The sequence below is a fragment of the Arthrobacter sp. N1 genome, assembly GCF_048288285.1.
Classification (GTDB): Bacteria; Actinomycetota; Actinomycetes; order Actinomycetales; family Micrococcaceae; genus Arthrobacter_D.
Map to the genome: position 1 here is coordinate 444,705 of NZ_CP102608.1, position 16,363 is coordinate 461,067.

The following is a 16,363-nucleotide window of genomic DNA, read 5'->3' on the forward strand; positions in this document are numbered from 1 at the left end:
CCAGAGGTCCCGGGCTTCGTCGTTCCTGGCCGCCGGCAGGACGCCGGTCAGGCGTTGACGACGAGCCCCAGTTCCGCCTTCGTGGCCAGGGTCGTGTGCTTGGGCAGCACCCGCACGGTGTAGCCGAAGGACCCGGAGTGGTCGATCCGGATCCCACCCGTGAACAGGTAGCGTCCGCTGCCGAGGTTCTCGGCGACGTCGAGGTCCTCGACCGTGACATCGCTCAGCTCGTCGCTGTCCAGTGCGCGGCCGTAGGCCACCTCGACCGCGACGTCGTCGGGGTCGAGTCCACCGAGCGAGACGTACGCGTTGACGGTGAGCGAATCGCCGATCTGCGGGTCTTCGGACACGCCCGTCGAATCGACGTGCTCCACCTGCACAGCGGGCCAGCTGCCCTGGACGCGGGAGCGCCAGGCGGCGGTCCGCTTGGCGAGCGAGAACTGGTCGGCGGCGGCTTCCTGGCCCGCCCGCCAGGCCGGCCGGTACAGCTTCTCCACGTAGTCCTGCAGCATGCGTTCCGCGGACACGGCCGGCCCGAGAGTGGCCATGGTGTGCTTGATCATGGCGATCCACGCGTGCGGGACGCCGTCGCGGGAGGGCTCGGACGGGCCTGCCGCTCCTGCTCCCTCGGCCGGGACGAGCGAGTAGAAGCGCGGTCCCACCTGGGTCTCGAGGAGGTCGTACAGGGCGGCGGCCTCGATGTCGTCGCGCTCGTCCGCGGAGGCGCCGTTGTTGGCGGTCGGGATGGCCCAGCCGTTGTCGCCGTCGTACATCTCGTCCCACCAGCCGTCGAGGACGGACAGGTTCAGCCCACCGTTGATGGCGGCCTTCATGCCGGAGGTGCCGCATGCCTCGAGCGGACGCAGCGGGTTGTTCAGCCAGACGTCGCAGCCGGGGAAGAGGGTCCGGGCCATCGCGATGTCGTAGTTGGGCAGGAAGACGATGCGGTGGCGCACCTCGGGATCGTCGGTGAACCGGACGAGGTCCTGGATCATGCGCTTGCCCTGCTCGTCGGCGGGATGCGACTTGCCGGCGATCACGAGCTGGATGGGGTGCTCGGGGTGCAGGAGCAGGGCCTTCAGCCGGGCCGGGTTCCGCAGCATGAGCGTGAGGCGCTTGTAGGTCGGCACGCGCCGGGCGAAGCCGATGGTCAGCACGTCGGGGTCCAGGACGGAGTCGGTCCAGGTGAGCTCCGCATCGGCGGCCCCGCGCTTCTTCCAGGAGGACCGCAGGCGCTGGCGGACGTCGTCCACCAGGTTGGAGCGCAAACTGCGGCGCAACGCCCAGATGTCGGTGTCCGGGACGTCGTACACCTTGTTCCACTGCGGATCGAGGATCGACTCGGCACCGAAGGTGGAGCGGGCGAAGTCGGCGATCTCGGGGTCGACCCAGCTCGGCACGTGCACGCCATTGGTGACGGAGGAGATGGGCACCTCGCGGGTGTCGAAGCCCGGCCACAGGCCCGAGAACATGCCGCGCGAGACCTCCCCGTGCAGCTTCGCCACACCGTTGGCCCGCTGGGCCAGGCGCAGCCCCATGACGGCCATGTTGAACTTGGCGGGATCGCCGTCGGCGTAGTTCTCCGCACCGAGCGCGAGCACCCGGTCCGTCGGGACGGCAGGAGCCAGGCCGGCGTGGAAGAAGTGCTCGATCTGCGAGCGGTCGAAGCGGTCGATCCCGGCGGGGACCGGGGTGTGCGTCGTGAACACGGTCGAGGCACGGCCCGCGGTGAGGGCCTCCTCCCAGCTCATCGGGGACTCGTTGGCCGGGTCCATCAGTTCGCGGATGCGCTCGATGCCGAGGAAGCCGGCATGGCCCTCGTTGGTGTGGAAGACCTCGGGAGCGGGCATGCCGGTCAGGCGCTGGAAGATGCGCAGGGCCTTCACCCCGCCCATGCCGAGCAGCAGCTCCTGCTGCAGGCGCTGGTCCCCGCCGCCGCCGTAGAGGCGGTCGGTGACGTTCCGGGCGGCCTCGTCGTTCCCGGCGACGTTCGAGTCGAGCAGGAGGAGGGGGACGCGGCCGACGTCGGCGCGCCAGATGTGCGCGGAGAGCTGGCGTCCGTTGGGCAGGGGCAGGACGACGGTCGCCGCGGAACCGTCCTCCTCTCGGAGCAGGGTCAGCGGGAGCCCGTCCGGGTCGAGCACGGGGTAGGTCTCCTGCTGCCATGCGTCACGCGAGAGCGACTGCTTGAAGTAGCCGGCCTGGTAGAGCAGCCCCACCCCGACCAGGGGGACGCCGAGATCGGACGCGGACTTCAGATGGTCACCGGCGAGGATGCCGAGGCCGCCGGAGTACTGGGGGAGGACGGCACTGATCCCGTACTCCGGGGAGAAATAGGCGATGCTGCGGGGCGCGTCGTCGCCGAGGGACTGGTACCAGCGCGGCTCGGTCAGGTAGTTCTCGAGGTCGGCGCCGACCGCCTGGATCCGCTGCACCAGGGCGTCGTCGCCGGCGAGCTGCTCGAGCTTCTCGCGGGTGACCGAACCGAGGAAGGAAACGGGATCGTGGCCGCTCTCCGCCCAGGCTGCAGGGTCGATCTCCTCGAAGAGCCGCGAGGTCGGCAGGTGCCACGACCACCGCAGATTTCCGGCGAGTTTGCCGAGCGGCGCGATCTTCTCGGGGAGGACGGTACGGACGGTAAATCTGCGGATTGCCTTCACCCCGGTTACGCTAGCGCACTTGCCAAGCGGTGGGGAGGGTTGGGCGTAAACGCTTGCGTCATACTCGATGGCGCGCATGTTACGCCAAGCTCCCTTAGCAATTCGGGCCATTACTCGCTAACGTCGTACCCGTGACGACCACTAGCGAGCAGAACCGAAATGCCCAGTATCCGGAGGGACTGCGGTTTGGCCGTATCCCCATCACGGCGGTCAGCCCGGTCGTCGAGGACGGCCGTTTCCCGGCGAAGGCCATCCCCGGGTCGGACGTCTCCGTGGGTGCCACGGTCTTCAGGGAGGGACACGACCAGCTGGGCGTGTCCGCCGTCCTCCACGACCCCCGGGGCAAGGAGGTGCAGCGCGTCCGCATGACGCCCGTCGGGGCGGGGCTCGACCGCTGGGCCGGAACCCTGACCCCGCGCACCAAGGGGCTACACACCTTCACGATCGAGGGCTGGTCCGACCTCTTCGGTACCTGGGAGCACGACGCGACGATCAAGATCGCGGCCGGTGTCGACGTCCAACTCATGCTGGCGGAGGGTGCTGCCCTCTTCACCCGCGCGGCGGCCGACCGCCCGGCGAAGGACGCCGCACTGTTCCGTCGGACCGCCGACGCACTGTCCGACACCACGCAGGGAGTCGAGGCGCGCCTGGCCGCCGGACTCTCGCCACAGATCCACGAGGCGATCGCCCGCCAGCCCATCCGCGACCTGGTGACCGCCTCCACCCCCTACCCCCTGAACGTGGAGCGGGAACTCGCCGGCCGCGCCGCCTGGTACGAGTTCTTCCCCCGGTCCGAGGGTGCCACCTACGACCCCGAGACCGCCGAGTGGACGTCCGGGACGTTCCGCGACGCGACCAGGCGCCTCGACGCCGTGGCCGCGATGAACTTCGACGTCGTCTACCTGCCCCCGATCCACCCGATCGGCCGCGCGCACCGCAAGGGGCCGAACAACACCCTCACCGCCGGTCCCGCCGATCCCGGTTCGCCCTGGGCCATCGGGTCCCCCGAGGGCGGCCACGACGCCATCCACCCGGATCTCGGCACCTTCGAGGACTTCGACGCCTTCGTGGCACGCGCCAGGGAACTGGACCTCGAGATCGCCCTCGACCTGGCACTGCAGGCCTCACCCGACCACCCCTGGGTGCAGAGCCACCCCGAGTGGTTCACCACGCGGGTGGACGGATCCATCGCCTACGCCGAGAACCCCCCGAAGAAGTACCAGGACATCTATCCCATCAACTTCGACAACGACCCGAAGGGCCTGTCGAAGGAGGTGCTGCGGATCGTGCTCATGTGGATCGAGCACGGCGTGAAGATCTTCCGGGTGGACAACCCCCACACCAAGCCTGTCCAGTTCTGGGAGTGGCTGATCGCGAAGGTGAACAGGAAGCACCCGGACGTCATCTTCCTCGCCGAGGCCTTCACACGCCCCGCGATGATGCATGCCCTGGGACGGGCAGGCTTCCAGCAGTCCTACTCCTACTTCACCTGGCGCAACACCAAGGAGGAGCTCGAGGAGTACTTCACCGAGATCAGCCACGTCTCGCCCGCCTACTTCCGGCCCAACTTCTTCGTCAACACCCCGGACATCCTCACGGAGTACCTCCAGTACGGCGGACCGGCCGGATTCAAGATCCGCGCCGTGCTCGCATCGATGGCCAGCCCCCTCTGGGGGGTGTACTCGGGGTACGAGCTGTTCGAGCACGTGGCCCGCCCGGGCGCCGAGGAGTACATCGACAACGAGAAGTTCCAGTTCCGCCCCCGTGACTACGCTGCCGCCGAGGCGGAGGGCCGCTCGCTCGCACCGTTCATCACGCGCCTGAACGCCATCCGGCGCTCGCACCCCGCGCTCGGTGACCTCGAGAACCTCACCATCCACCGCAGCACCGACCCGGCCACCCTCGTGTTCGTCAAGCACAAGCGCACGGCGGAGGGCAAGGACACGATCGTCGTCGTCGTGAACGTGGACCCCCACAGCACGCGGGAGAGTACCGTGTCGCTCGATCTCGCGAAGCTCGAGCTCGACGCCGCGGACCTCGACGTGAACGGCACGTTCCTGGTGGACGACCTCATCACGGGACAGACCTTCGCCTGGGGCGAGCACAACTACGTCCGCCTCGATGCGCACGTGGAGCCCGCACACATTCTCTCGATCAGGAGGCAGCGCTAGTGCCCAACCCCTTCCAGCTCAACGCACCGGGACTGGCCCACGACCCCCACTGGTACCGCAAGGCGGTCTTCTACGAGGTCCTGGTCCGCGGGTTCGCCGACGCGAACGGGGACGGCTCCGGTGACCTCTCCGGCCTGATCGAGAAGCTGGACTACCTCCAGTGGCTCGGCGTCGACTGCCTCTGGCTGCCCCCGTTCTTCAAGTCCCCGCTGCGGGACGGCGGGTACGACATCTCGGACTACTACGACGTCCTCGACGAGTTCGGCTCGCTCAGCGACTTCAAGCGACTCGTCGCCGAGGCGCACGCGCGCGGCGTCCGCGTCATCATCGACCTGCCCGTCAACCACACCTCGGACCAGCACCACTGGTTCCAGGAATCGCGCAGCGACCCCGAGGGACCGTACGGCGACTTCTACGTCTGGAGCGACACGGACGAGAAGTACGAGGACGCCCGCATCATCTTCGTGGACACCGAGGAGTCGAACTGGACGTTCGACCCCGTGCGCCGCCAGTTCTTCTGGCACCGCTTCTTCAGCCACCAGCCGGACCTCAACTTCGAGAACCCCAAGGTGCAGGAAGCCATCTTCGACGTCGTCAAGTTCTGGCTGGACCAGGGCATCGACGGCTTCCGTGCGGATGCCATCCCCTACCTCTTCGAGGAGGAGGGCACCAACTGCGAGAACCTCCCGAAGACGCACGAGTTCCTGAAGCGCCTCCGCGCCATGGTCGACGAGAACTACCCCGGCCGGGTCATCATCGCGGAGGCGAACCAGATGCCGGACGAGGTCGTGGAGTACTTCGGTGACGAGGACGGCCCCGAGTGCCACATGTCCTTCCACTTCCCGATCATGCCGAGGCTCTTCTACGCCCTGCGCGACCAGAAGGCAGCGCCCATCATCGAGACGATGCGGGACACCCCGGACATCCCGGCGGGTGCCCAGTGGGGTACCTTCCTCAGGAACCACGACGAGCTGACGCTCGAGATGGTGACCAACGAGGAGCGCGAGGCGATGCTCGGCTGGTACGCGCCGGACCCCCGCATGCGGGCGAATGTGGGCATCCGTCGTCGGCTGTCCCCGCTGCTGGACAACTCGCGGGCGGAGGTCGAGCTCATCCACTCGCTGCTCCTCTCGCTGCCGGGAAGTCCGTTCCTGTACTACGGGGACGAGATCGGCATGGGGGACAACATCTGGCTCGAGGACCGGGACGCCTCCCGCACACCGATGCAGTGGAACCCGGACCGCAACGCCGGTTTCTCCCCGGTGGACCCCGGAAAGCTCTACCTTCCCGTGGTGCAGTCCCTCGTCTACCACTACAACCACGTGAACGTCGAAGCGCAGATGGCCACATCCAGTTCGCTGCTCCATTGGGTCCGGCAGATGCTCGCCGTCAGGAAGGCCCACCCCGCCTTCGGCCTCGGCGGGTACCGCAACGTGCCCGTTGAGTCGGAGAACGTGCTCGCCTTCCTCCGCGAGGTCGAGGAGCCGAACGCGGAGGGCGAGCCCGCAGAAGCCGTGCTCTGCATCTTCAACCTGTCGCAGCACCCGGTCGCTGCCCGGATGCGCCTGCCCGAGTTCGCCGGCCGCGGCCTGCGCGATCTCTTCGGCGGAGCGATCTTCCCGGCCTTCGCCGAGGACGGGGAGATCACCCTGACGCTCGGCAGCCACGACTTCTTCTGGCTGCGTGTCCGGTCGGCACACTCCAACACCTCCTCGCCGCACACGCAGGCGATGCCTGTCATCCCCCTCCCGGAGGCCATCCGCTCATGACGACGCACACCCCCTTCATCCCGGAGATCCTGACCGAGTGGCTCCCGTCCCAGCGGTGGTTCCCCGCGAAGGGGCGGTCCGTCGAGGTGACCGTCGTCGGCGGTACCGTGCTGGAGGACCCGTCCGGCGACGCCGGGTTCGAGGTGCACTTCTTCGCGGTCGAGTCCGGCCCCCGCACCGACGTCGTCAGCGTGCCGATCAGCTACCGCGCCACGCCGCTGGACGATGCCGCCGCCGGGCTCATCGGCCAGGTGGAGCACCCCGCCCTCGGGACCCGCTGGGCCTACGACGCCACCCACGACGCGGACTTCGTCCGGCTCTGGGTCGACTTCATCCTGGCCTCGCGCTCGACGCCCGACGGGCGCCTCGACGGCGTCGTCGTCAAGGCGCCCGAGCACCAGGAACCCGGGGTCGCCCAGCCGGTGAAGGTGCTCCAGGGTGAGCAGTCCAACACGTCGGTGGTCTACGGCTCCGGCGCCGGCTCCATGATCGTCAAGTTCTTCCGGGTCCTGGCCGCCGGCGAGAGCCCGGATGTGCAGATCAGCGCACAGCTCACCGCCGGCGGATCCACGGACACCCCGGACACCTTCGGGTGGGTCACGGGGACGTGGCAGAAGGCGCACGGCGAGCCCGGCCGCCACGTCACGGGTCATGTCAGTGTCCTCCGGGATTTCGTGGAGGGCAGCACCGACGCCTGGCGGACCGCCTCGCTCGCGGCGGCCGAGGCCGCCGACTTCTCGGCGGAGGCGCGCGGCCTGGGCCAGGCCGTCGCCCGCATCCACCGCCAGCTCGACAGCGCCTTCGGCAGCCGCACCGCCACCCCCACCGAGGAGCAGGAGTTCAAGGACGCCCTCGTGCAGCGGATCCGCTGGGCCTGGGACGAGGCGGGCGACGCCGTCGGACCGCTGGCTGCCGAGGTCGACGCCGTCATCCGCGACGTCCGGAACCTCTCGGACATCCCGCCCCTCCAGCGCATCCACGCCGATCTCCACCTCGGCCAGGTGCTCCAGGCTCCGGACGGCACGTGGCTCGTGATCGACTTCGAGGGTGAGCCCCTGCGGCCGACCGCCGAGCGGAGCGTCCCCGACGTGCCGATCCGCGACGTCGTCGGCATGGTGCGCTCACTCGAGTACGCGGCCGCCTCCCGCGGGGCGGCCCCCGTCGGGTCCCCCGAAGCGCTCGAGACCGAGCAGTGGTCCTACGCCGCACGGCACGCCTTCCTCGAGGGGTATGCGCTGGAGAGCGGTGCGCCCGTCGAGACCGACGGCCCCCTGTTCCGAGCACTCTGGCTTGACAAGGCCCTCTACGAAGTGGTCTACGAAATCCGCAACAGGCCGGACTGGGTCGAGATGCCCGTCCGCGACGTCCGACGCGCCCTGGGTGCACAGCCCGGCGCGGACGCTACGAAAGCAGCTGACATGAAATCCTCGAAGAAGACAGGCCCCGAGAAGGGCGCCGGTGGCAAGAACCTGGCCGCGAAGGCCGCCAAGGCCGCGGAGGCCGTCGCCGGCACCGCGAAGGCCGTCGCGGACAAGGCCAAGGATGCGACGGCGGGTATCGCCGAGAAGGCGAAGGAGTCCGGCAACACGCCATCCACGCCATCCTCGCCTGCCGCCGGCGCTCCACCGGCGGTCGTCGAGCCCGTGGGTGTCGATACCGCCACCCTCCAGCAGGTGTCGGAGGGTGTCCACCACCAGCCTCACGCCGTCCTCGGCGCGCACCTCAGCGAGGACGGCGTCGTCACCATCCGGACACTGCGGCGTCTCGCCCGCTCCGTCGTCGTCGTCACCGGCACGGGACGCACGGAACTGACCCATGAGCACAACGGCATCTGGGTCGGCGCCCTGCCCGCGGAGAACCCGGGCCACGTGCCGGACTACCGGCTCGAGGTCACCTACGAGGGCGAGCCGGTCACGGTCGACGACCCCTACCGTTTCCTGCCCACCCTGGGCGAGATCGACATGCACCTCATCGGCGAAGGCCGCCACGAGACGCTGTGGACCGCGCTCGGCGCCCATGTCCGCCACTACTCGTCGGTGCTGGGCGACATCGAGGGCGTGTCGTTCGCCGTCTGGGCGCCGAATGCCCGATCGGTGCAGGTGATGGGTGATTTCAACGGTTGGGACGGCAGCGTCAACGCCATGCGCGCCCTCGGGAGTTCGGGGATCTGGGAGATCTTCATCCCCGGGGCCGGTGCGGGTACCTGCTACAAGTTCCACATCCTCGGCAGCGACGGGCAGTGGCGCGAGAAGGCGGACCCCATGGCGCGCGGCACCGAGATCCCGCCGCTCACCGGGTCCAAGGTGGTCGAGTCGACCTACAGCTTCGGCGACGACGAGTGGATGACGGCCCGTGCGGCGAACGATCCCCACAACGGCCCGATGAGCGTCTACGAGGTGCACCTCGGGTCCTGGCGCCAGGGCCTGAGCTACCGCGAGCTCGCGAAGCAGCTGGTGGAGTACGTGACCTGGCAGGGCTTCACGCACGTGGAGCTCATGCCGGTGGCGGAGCACCCCTTCGGCGGTTCCTGGGGCTACCAGGTCACCTCCTACTTCGCCCCGACCTCGCGCTTCGGCTCGCCCGACGACTTCAAGTACCTGATCGATGCGCTGCACCAGGCCGGTATCGGCGTCATCATGGACTGGGTCCCGGCGCACTTCCCGAAGGATGCGTGGGCGCTCGCGAAGTTCGACGGCGGCACCCTCTACGAGCACGGCGATCCGTTCCTCGGAGAGCACCAGGACTGGGGGACCCTGATCTTCGACTTCGGTCGTCGCGAGGTCCGCAACTTCCTCGTCGCCAACGCCCTCTATTGGCTCGAGGAGTTCCACATCGACGGTCTGCGCGTGGACGCGGTCGCCTCCATGCTCTACCTGGACTACTCCCGCGAGGAAGGGCAGTGGCGTCCGAACAAGTTCGGGGGCCGCGAGAACCTCGAGGCCATCTCCTTCCTGCAGGAGGTCAACGCCACGGCCTACAAGCGGGCCCCCGGCATCGTCATGGTCGCCGAGGAATCGACGGCGTTCGACGGGGTCACCCGTCCCACCAGCAGCGGCGGACTCGGCTTCGGGATCAAGTGGAACATGGGCTGGATGCACGACACCCTCCAGTACATCTCCGAGGACCCGATCAATCGGGTGCACCACCATGGCAAGGCCACGTTCTCGATGGTCTACGCCTACACCGAGAACTTCATGCTGCCCATCAGTCACGACGAGGTGGTGCACGGAAAGGGCTCGCTCCTGCGCAAGATGCCGGGCGACCGCTGGCAGCAGCTCGCCAATGTTCGCGCCTACCTCGCCTTCCAGTGGGCGCACCCCGGCAAGCAGCTGATCTTCATGGGCTCCGAGTTCGCCCAGGAAGCCGAATGGGCCGAGCATCACAGCCTCGACTGGTGGCTGACGGAGACGCCGTCCCACAAGGGTGTCCAGGAACTCGTGCGATCGCTCAACACGGTCTACAAGGACACCCCGGCACTGTACGCACGCGACAACGAGCCGGCCGGTTTCCAGTGGATCGACGAGAACGACGGCGAGCACAACACCCTGTCCTTCATCCGCTGGGACCATCAGGGCAATCCGCTGGTGTGCGTAGCGAACTTCGCCGGGGGTCCGCACGAGGGGTTCCGCGTGGGGCTGCCCTGGGCGGGGGAGTGGACCGAGGTCCTCAACACCGACTCGGAGGAGTTCGGCGGATCGGGCGTCGGGAACGACGGCTCCGTCACCGCGCACGAGGGTGCCCACAACGGCCAGCCGGCGTACGGAGACGTCCGCGTGCCGCCGCTCGGAGTGCTGTACCTGAAGCCGGCCACCGCCTAACCGGGGTTCGGCAGGGCAGCGGCGGATCATCTCGAGGGAGACGATCCGCCGCTGTTGTACTTCCTGACGATCCGGTGTTAGTGTTTATATCCGCGCTGATGAAGTCATCTGGTCGGCCGACAACCACAGAACCGAGGATCTCGTTCTTTCCGCATGGAATGGACCAGGGACGCGGGGAAAACGGGAACCGGCCGATTTGGAGAAACGGAAGCGGTGTGGGTAAGCTTGAAAAGTTGCTTCGGAGCGATAATGCAGCGGTTTGGTTGTGTTTGGTGCCGGTAGCTCCTGTTGTTTGAGAACTCAATAGTGTGCCAAGTTTGTTGATACCGATTGTTTTTTGATTGGTTGAATTTGCTGGTTGTCGCGCATTCCGTGTGTGGTGGCTGGTTTTTTTGGCTGGTTTCGAATTTTGTGCAGCGTGGTTCCTCGTTTTCCCGGGGTTCCGTGTTGTGTCTGTGAATCATTTACGGAGAGTTTGATCCTGGCTCAGGATGAACGCTGGCGGCGTGCTTAACACATGCAAGTCGAACGATGAACCTCACTTGTGGGGGGATTAGTGGCGAACGGGTGAGTAACACGTGAGTAACCTGCCCTTGACTCTGGGATAAGCCTGGGAAACCGGGTCTAATACTGGATACGACCTTCTGGCGCATGCCATGTTGGTGGAAAGCTTTTGTGGTTTTGGATGGACTCGCGGCCTATCAGCTTGTTGGTGGGGTAATGGCCTACCAAGGCGACGACGGGTAGCCGGCCTGAGAGGGTGACCGGCCACACTGGGACTGAGACACGGCCCAGACTCCTACGGGAGGCGAAAGAGTGGGGAATATTGCACAATGGGCGCAAGCCTGATGCAGCGACGCCGCGTGAGGGATGAAGGCCTTCGGGTTGTAAACCTCTTTCAGTAGGGAAGAAGCTGGCCTTTCGGGGTTGGTGACGGTACCTGCAGAAGAAGCGCCGGCTAACTACGTGCCAGCAGCCGCGGTAATACGTAGGGCGCAAGCGTTATCCGGAATTATTGGGCGTAAAGAGCTCGTAGGCGGTTTGTCGCGTCTGCCGTGAAAGTCCGGGGCTTAACTCCGGATCTGCGGTGGGTACGGGCAGACTAGAGTGCAGTAGGGGAGACTGGAATTCCTGGTGTAGCGGTGAAATGCGCAGATATCAGGAGGAACACCGATGGCGAAGGCAGGTCTCTGGGCTGTAACTGACGCTGAGGAGCGAAAGCATGGGGAGCGAACAGGATTAGATACCCTGGTAGTCCATGCCGTAAACGTTGGGCACTAGGTGTGGGGGACATTCCACGTTTTCCGCGCCGTAGCTAACGCATTAAGTGCCCCGCCTGGGGAGTACGGCCGCAAGGCTAAAACTCAAAGGAATTGACGGGGGCCCGCACAAGCGGCGGAGCATGCGGATTAATTCGATGCAACGCGAAGAACCTTACCAAGGCTTGACATGAACCGGAATGATGCAGAGATGTGTCAGCCACTTGTGGCCGGTTTACAGGTGGTGCATGGTTGTCGTCAGCTCGTGTCGTGAGATGTTGGGTTAAGTCCCGCAACGAGCGCAACCCTCGTTCCATGTTGCCAGCGGGTTATGCCGGGGACTCATGGGAGACTGCCGGGGTCAACTCGGAGGAAGGTGGGGACGACGTCAAATCATCATGCCCCTTATGTCTTGGGCTTCACGCATGCTACAATGGCCGGTACAAAGGGTTGCGATACTGTGAGGTGGAGCTAATCCCAAAAAGCCGGTCTCAGTTCGGATTGAGGTCTGCAACTCGACCTCATGAAGTTGGAGTCGCTAGTAATCGCAGATCAGCAACGCTGCGGTGAATACGTTCCCGGGCCTTGTACACACCGCCCGTCAAGTCACGAAAGTTGGTAACACCCGAAGCCGGTGGCCTAACCCCTTGTGGGAGGGAGCCGTCGAAGGTGGGACCGGCGATTGGGACTAAGTCGTAACAAGGTAGCCGTACCGGAAGGTGCGGCTGGATCACCTCCTTTCTAAGGAGCGCCTCGAATGTCCGTCCTCGTCCTGTGTGGTGGGGGTGGTGTTCGCAGGAGTCAGCCCATAGCGCGGGCGTTTGTTCCGCGGTGGGTGCTCATGGGTGGAATATCAACGGATAGGTGCCTGGTGGTGCCTGCTTAGCTGGTGAGTACGGATTGGTTCGTTCATGGTCTTGTTCTGGGGTTTCGGCTTCGGGGTGGGGTTCGTGGGTGTTCTGGTTGTGGAAAGCTCAGGTTGGTGGGTGGTATCGGGTTGATCGTTTGGCACACTGTTGGGTCCTGAGATAACAGGGCTCTTATCTGTCGTGGTGTTGTGTCCTTTGGTGGGCGTGGCCTTGGTGGTGGTTGTCTGTATGCGCTTCGGTGTGTGTGGGTGGCTGGTTGCTGGGGGTGTGTCTGGTGGGGGGTGTGGTGCCGGCGGGTGGGGGTTTGGTTGTTTCTGGTTTTCCTGCGCATGCCGTGCTTGTCCCTTGGTTGGGGTGGGTGTGGGTGTGTTGGGGTTGTTGGTTGAGAACTGCATAGTGGACGCGAGCATCTTAAAAAGAAGCAATTTCTAAGATAAATCTGGTTTCGAGTGGATGCGTGGTCTTTCCTTTTGGGGGAGGGTGCGTGTGTGTTCGGGCCTGGTTTTCTCGATATGTTTTTGATCTTAGTGGTCAAGTTTTTAAGGGCACACGGTGGATGCCTTGGCATCAGGAGCCGAAGAAGGACGTGGGAATCTGCGATAAGCCTGGGGGAGTTGATAACCGAACTTTGATCCCAGGATGTCCGAATGGGGAAACCCCGCCCGGCGCGCGAGTGACCGGGTGACCCGTATCTGAACACATAGGGTACGTGGAGGGAACGTGGGGAAGTGAAACATCTCAGTACCCACAGGAAGAGAAAACAATAGTGATTCCGTTAGTAGTGGCGAGCGAACGCGGAACAGGCTAAACCAGTGGTGTGTGATAGCCGGCGGGCGTTGCATCACTGGGGTTGTGGGACTTTCCGTTCCAGTTCTGCCGGACTGGTGAAATGAGTGCATGCGTATAGGTGAACGGGTTTGAAAGCCCGGCCGGAGAGGGTGTTAGTCCCGTAACCGTAATGCGTGATGCCGTTTGGAGAGGATCCCAAGTAGCACGGGGCCCGAGAAATCCCGTGCGAATCTGCCAGGACCACCTGGTAAGCCTAAATACTCCCTGATGACCGATAGCGGACCAGTACCGTGAGGGAAAGGTGAAAAGTACCCCGGGAGGGGAGTGAAATAGTACCTGAAACCGTGTGCCTACAAACCGTCGGAGCAGACTTGTTTCTGTGACGGCGTGCCTTTTGAAGAATGAGCCTGCGAGTTAGTGTTACGTCGCGAGGTTAACCCGTGTGGGGAAGCCGTAGCGAAAGCGAGTCTGAATAGGGCGACCAGAGTGGCGTGATCTAGACCCGAAGCGAAGTGATCTACCCATGGCCAGGTTGAAGCGACGGTAAGACGTCGTGGAGGACCGAACCCACTTCAGTTGAAAATGGAGGGGATGAGCTGTGGGTAGGGGTGAAAGGCCAATCAAACTTCGTGATAGCTGGTTCTCCCCGAAATGCATTTAGGTGCAGCGTTGCGTGTTTCTTATCGGAGGTAGAGCTACTGGATGGCTAATGGGCCCTACAAGGTTACTGACGTCAGCCAAACTCCGAATGCCGGTAAGTGAGAGCGCAGCAGTGAGACTGTGGGGGATAAGCTTCATAGTCGAGAGGGAAACAGCCCAGACCACCAACTAAGGCCCCTAAGCGTGTGCTAAGTGGGAAAGGATGTGGAGTTGCCCAGACAACCAGGAGGTTGGCTTAGAAGCAGCCACCCTTGAAAGAGTGCGTAATAGCTCACTGGTCAAGTGATTCCGCGCCGACAATGTAGCGGGGCTCAAGTACACCGCCGAAGTTGTGGCATTCACATATATCCCAAGCCGGAGACTTGTTCTCTTGGTTCAAGGGTGTGGATGGGTAGGGGAGCGTCGTGTGGGCAGTGAAGTCGCGGTGTAAACCAGCGGTGGAGCCTACACGAGTGAGAATGCAGGCATGAGTAGCGAAAGACGGGTGAGAAACCCGTCCGCCGAATGATCAAGGGTTCCAGGGTCAAGCTAATCTGCCCTGGGTAAGTCGGGACCTAAGGCGAGGCCGACAGGCGTAGTCGATGGACAACGGGTTGATATTCCCGTACCGGCGAAGAACCGCCAATACTGATCGAGGGATACTAACCGCCAGAAGCATGACCGCCCACCCTTGTGGTGACGTGGTTTTTTGTGGATCGCGGGACCTGATCTCGGGAGGTAAGCGTATTAACAGGTGTGACGCAGGAAGGTAGCCGAGCCGGGCGATGGTAGTCCCGGTCTAAGGATGTAGGGCGAACCATAGGCAAATCCGTGGTTCTGGTTTAGATACCGTGCTTGAGATCTGATGGGACCCCCGTATGGGGGAATTCGGTGATCCTATCTTTGCCTAGAAAAGCATCGGCGCGAGGTTCTAGCCGCCCGTACCCCAAACCGACACAGGTGATCAGGTAGAGAATACTAAGGCGATCGAGAGAATTATGGTTAAGGAACTCGGCAAAATGCCCCCGTAACTTCGGGAGAAGGGGGGCCCCAACTGTGATGGTGACTAGCTCACCGGAGCGGATCAGGGCCGCAGAGACCAGGGGGAAGCGACTGTTTACTAAAAACACAGGTCCGTGCGAAGTCGCAAGACGATGTATACGGACTGACTCCTGCCCGGTGCTGGAAGGTTAAGAGGACCGGTTAGTTTCACGCTTGCGTGGGACGAAGCTGGGAATTTAAGCCCCAGTAAACGGCGGTGGTAACTATAACCATCCTAAGGTAGCGAAATTCCTTGTCGGGTAAGTTCCGACCTGCACGAATGGAGTAACGACTTCCCCGCTGTCTCAACCATAAACTCGGCGAAATTGCAGTACGAGTAAAGATGCTCGTTACGCGCAGCAGGACGGAAAGACCCCGAGACCTTCACTATAGTTTGGTATTGGTGTTCGGTGTGGCTTGTGTAGGATAGGTGGGAGACTGTGAAGCGTGGACGCCAGTTCACGTGGAGTCATCGTTGAAATACCACTCTGGTCACTCTGGATATCTAACTTCGGCCCGTAATCCGGGTCAGGGACAGTGCCTGATGGGTAGTTTAACTGGGGCGGTTGCCTCCTAAAAAGTAACGGAGGCGCCCAAAGGTTCCCTCAGCCTGGTTGGCAATCAGGTGGCGAGTGTAAGTGCACAAGGGAGCTTGACTGTGAGAGAGACATCTCGAGCAGGGACGAAAGTCGGGACTAGTGATCCGGCGGCACATTGTGGAATGGCCGTCGCTCAACGGATAAAAGGTACCTCCCCCCCCCCCCCCCCCCCCCCCCCCCCCCCCCCCCCCCCCCCCCCCCCCCCCCCCCCCCCCCCCCCCCCCCCCCCCCCCCCCCCCCCCCCCCCCCCCCCCCCCCCCCCCCCCCCCCCCCCCGGGGATAACAGGCTGATCTTGCCCAAGAGTCCATATCGACGGCATGGTTTGGCACCTCGATGTCGGCTCGTCGCATCCTGGGGCTGGAGTAGGTCCCAAGGGTTGGGCTGTTCGCCCATTAAAGCGGTACGCGAGCTGGGTTTAGAACGTCGTGAGACAGTTCGGTCCCTATCGCCGCGCGCGCAGGAAATTTGAGAAGGGCTGTCCTTAGTACGAGAGGACCGGGACGGACGAACCTCTGGTGTGTCAGTTGTACTGCCAAGTGCACCGCTGATTAGCTACGTTCGGATGGGATAACCGCTGAAAGCATCTAAGCGGGAAGCCTGCTTCAAGATGAGATTTCCATACACCTAGAGTGTGAGAGGCCCCCAGCCAGACCACTGGGTTGATAGGCCGGATGTGGAAGCAGGGACTACAGACCTGTGAAGCTGACCGGTACTAATAAGCCGACAACTTACACCACACACCCCCCCA

General features: G+C 64.1%; 4 protein-coding genes and 2 rRNA genes. 5 read left to right on the plus strand and 1 reads right to left on the minus strand.

Going from position 1 to position 16,363, the window contains the following annotated elements:
- Positions 1-47: 47 nt before the first annotated feature.
- On the minus strand, positions 48-2,660 hold the full coding sequence (gene glgP / locus NVV32_RS02165; RefSeq protein WP_422391210.1) for an alpha-glucan family phosphorylase: 2,613 nt from the start codon (positions 2,658-2,660) through the stop codon (positions 48-50).
- Between the two features lie 131 nt (positions 2,661-2,791).
- Between glgP and NVV32_RS02170 the strand changes: the two genes are divergently transcribed.
- The 5 genes from NVV32_RS02170 to NVV32_RS02190 all read left to right on the plus strand — a co-directional run bounded on the left by NVV32_RS02170 (position 2,792) and on the right by NVV32_RS02190 (position 16,352).
- Complete coding sequence (locus NVV32_RS02170) at positions 2,792-4,831, plus strand: alpha-1,4-glucan--maltose-1-phosphate maltosyltransferase (RefSeq protein WP_422391211.1); 2,040 nt, start codon at positions 2,792-2,794, stop codon at positions 4,829-4,831.
- Positions 4,831-6,600 carry a maltose alpha-D-glucosyltransferase gene (gene treS / locus NVV32_RS02175; RefSeq protein WP_055765119.1) on the plus strand — a complete coding sequence of 590 codons (1,770 nt, stop codon included), beginning with the start codon at positions 4,831-4,833 and terminating at the stop codon, positions 6,598-6,600. The genes NVV32_RS02170 and treS overlap by 1 nt, the downstream gene beginning before the upstream one ends.
- Positions 6,597-10,418: a 1,4-alpha-glucan branching protein GlgB gene (gene glgB / locus NVV32_RS02180; RefSeq protein ID WP_422391212.1), complete on the plus strand. Its 3,822-nt coding sequence runs from the start codon at positions 6,597-6,599 to the stop codon at positions 10,416-10,418. Before treS ends, glgB begins: the two co-directional genes overlap by 4 nt.
- Positions 10,419-10,881: 463 nt before the next feature.
- Positions 10,882-12,418, plus strand: a 16S ribosomal RNA gene (locus NVV32_RS02185).
- Positions 12,419-13,075: 657 nt separating this feature from the next.
- Positions 13,076-16,352, plus strand: a 23S ribosomal RNA gene (locus NVV32_RS02190).
- The 16S and 23S rRNA genes sit together here, the layout of an rRNA operon.
- The last annotated feature ends 11 nt before the right edge of the window (positions 16,353-16,363 follow it).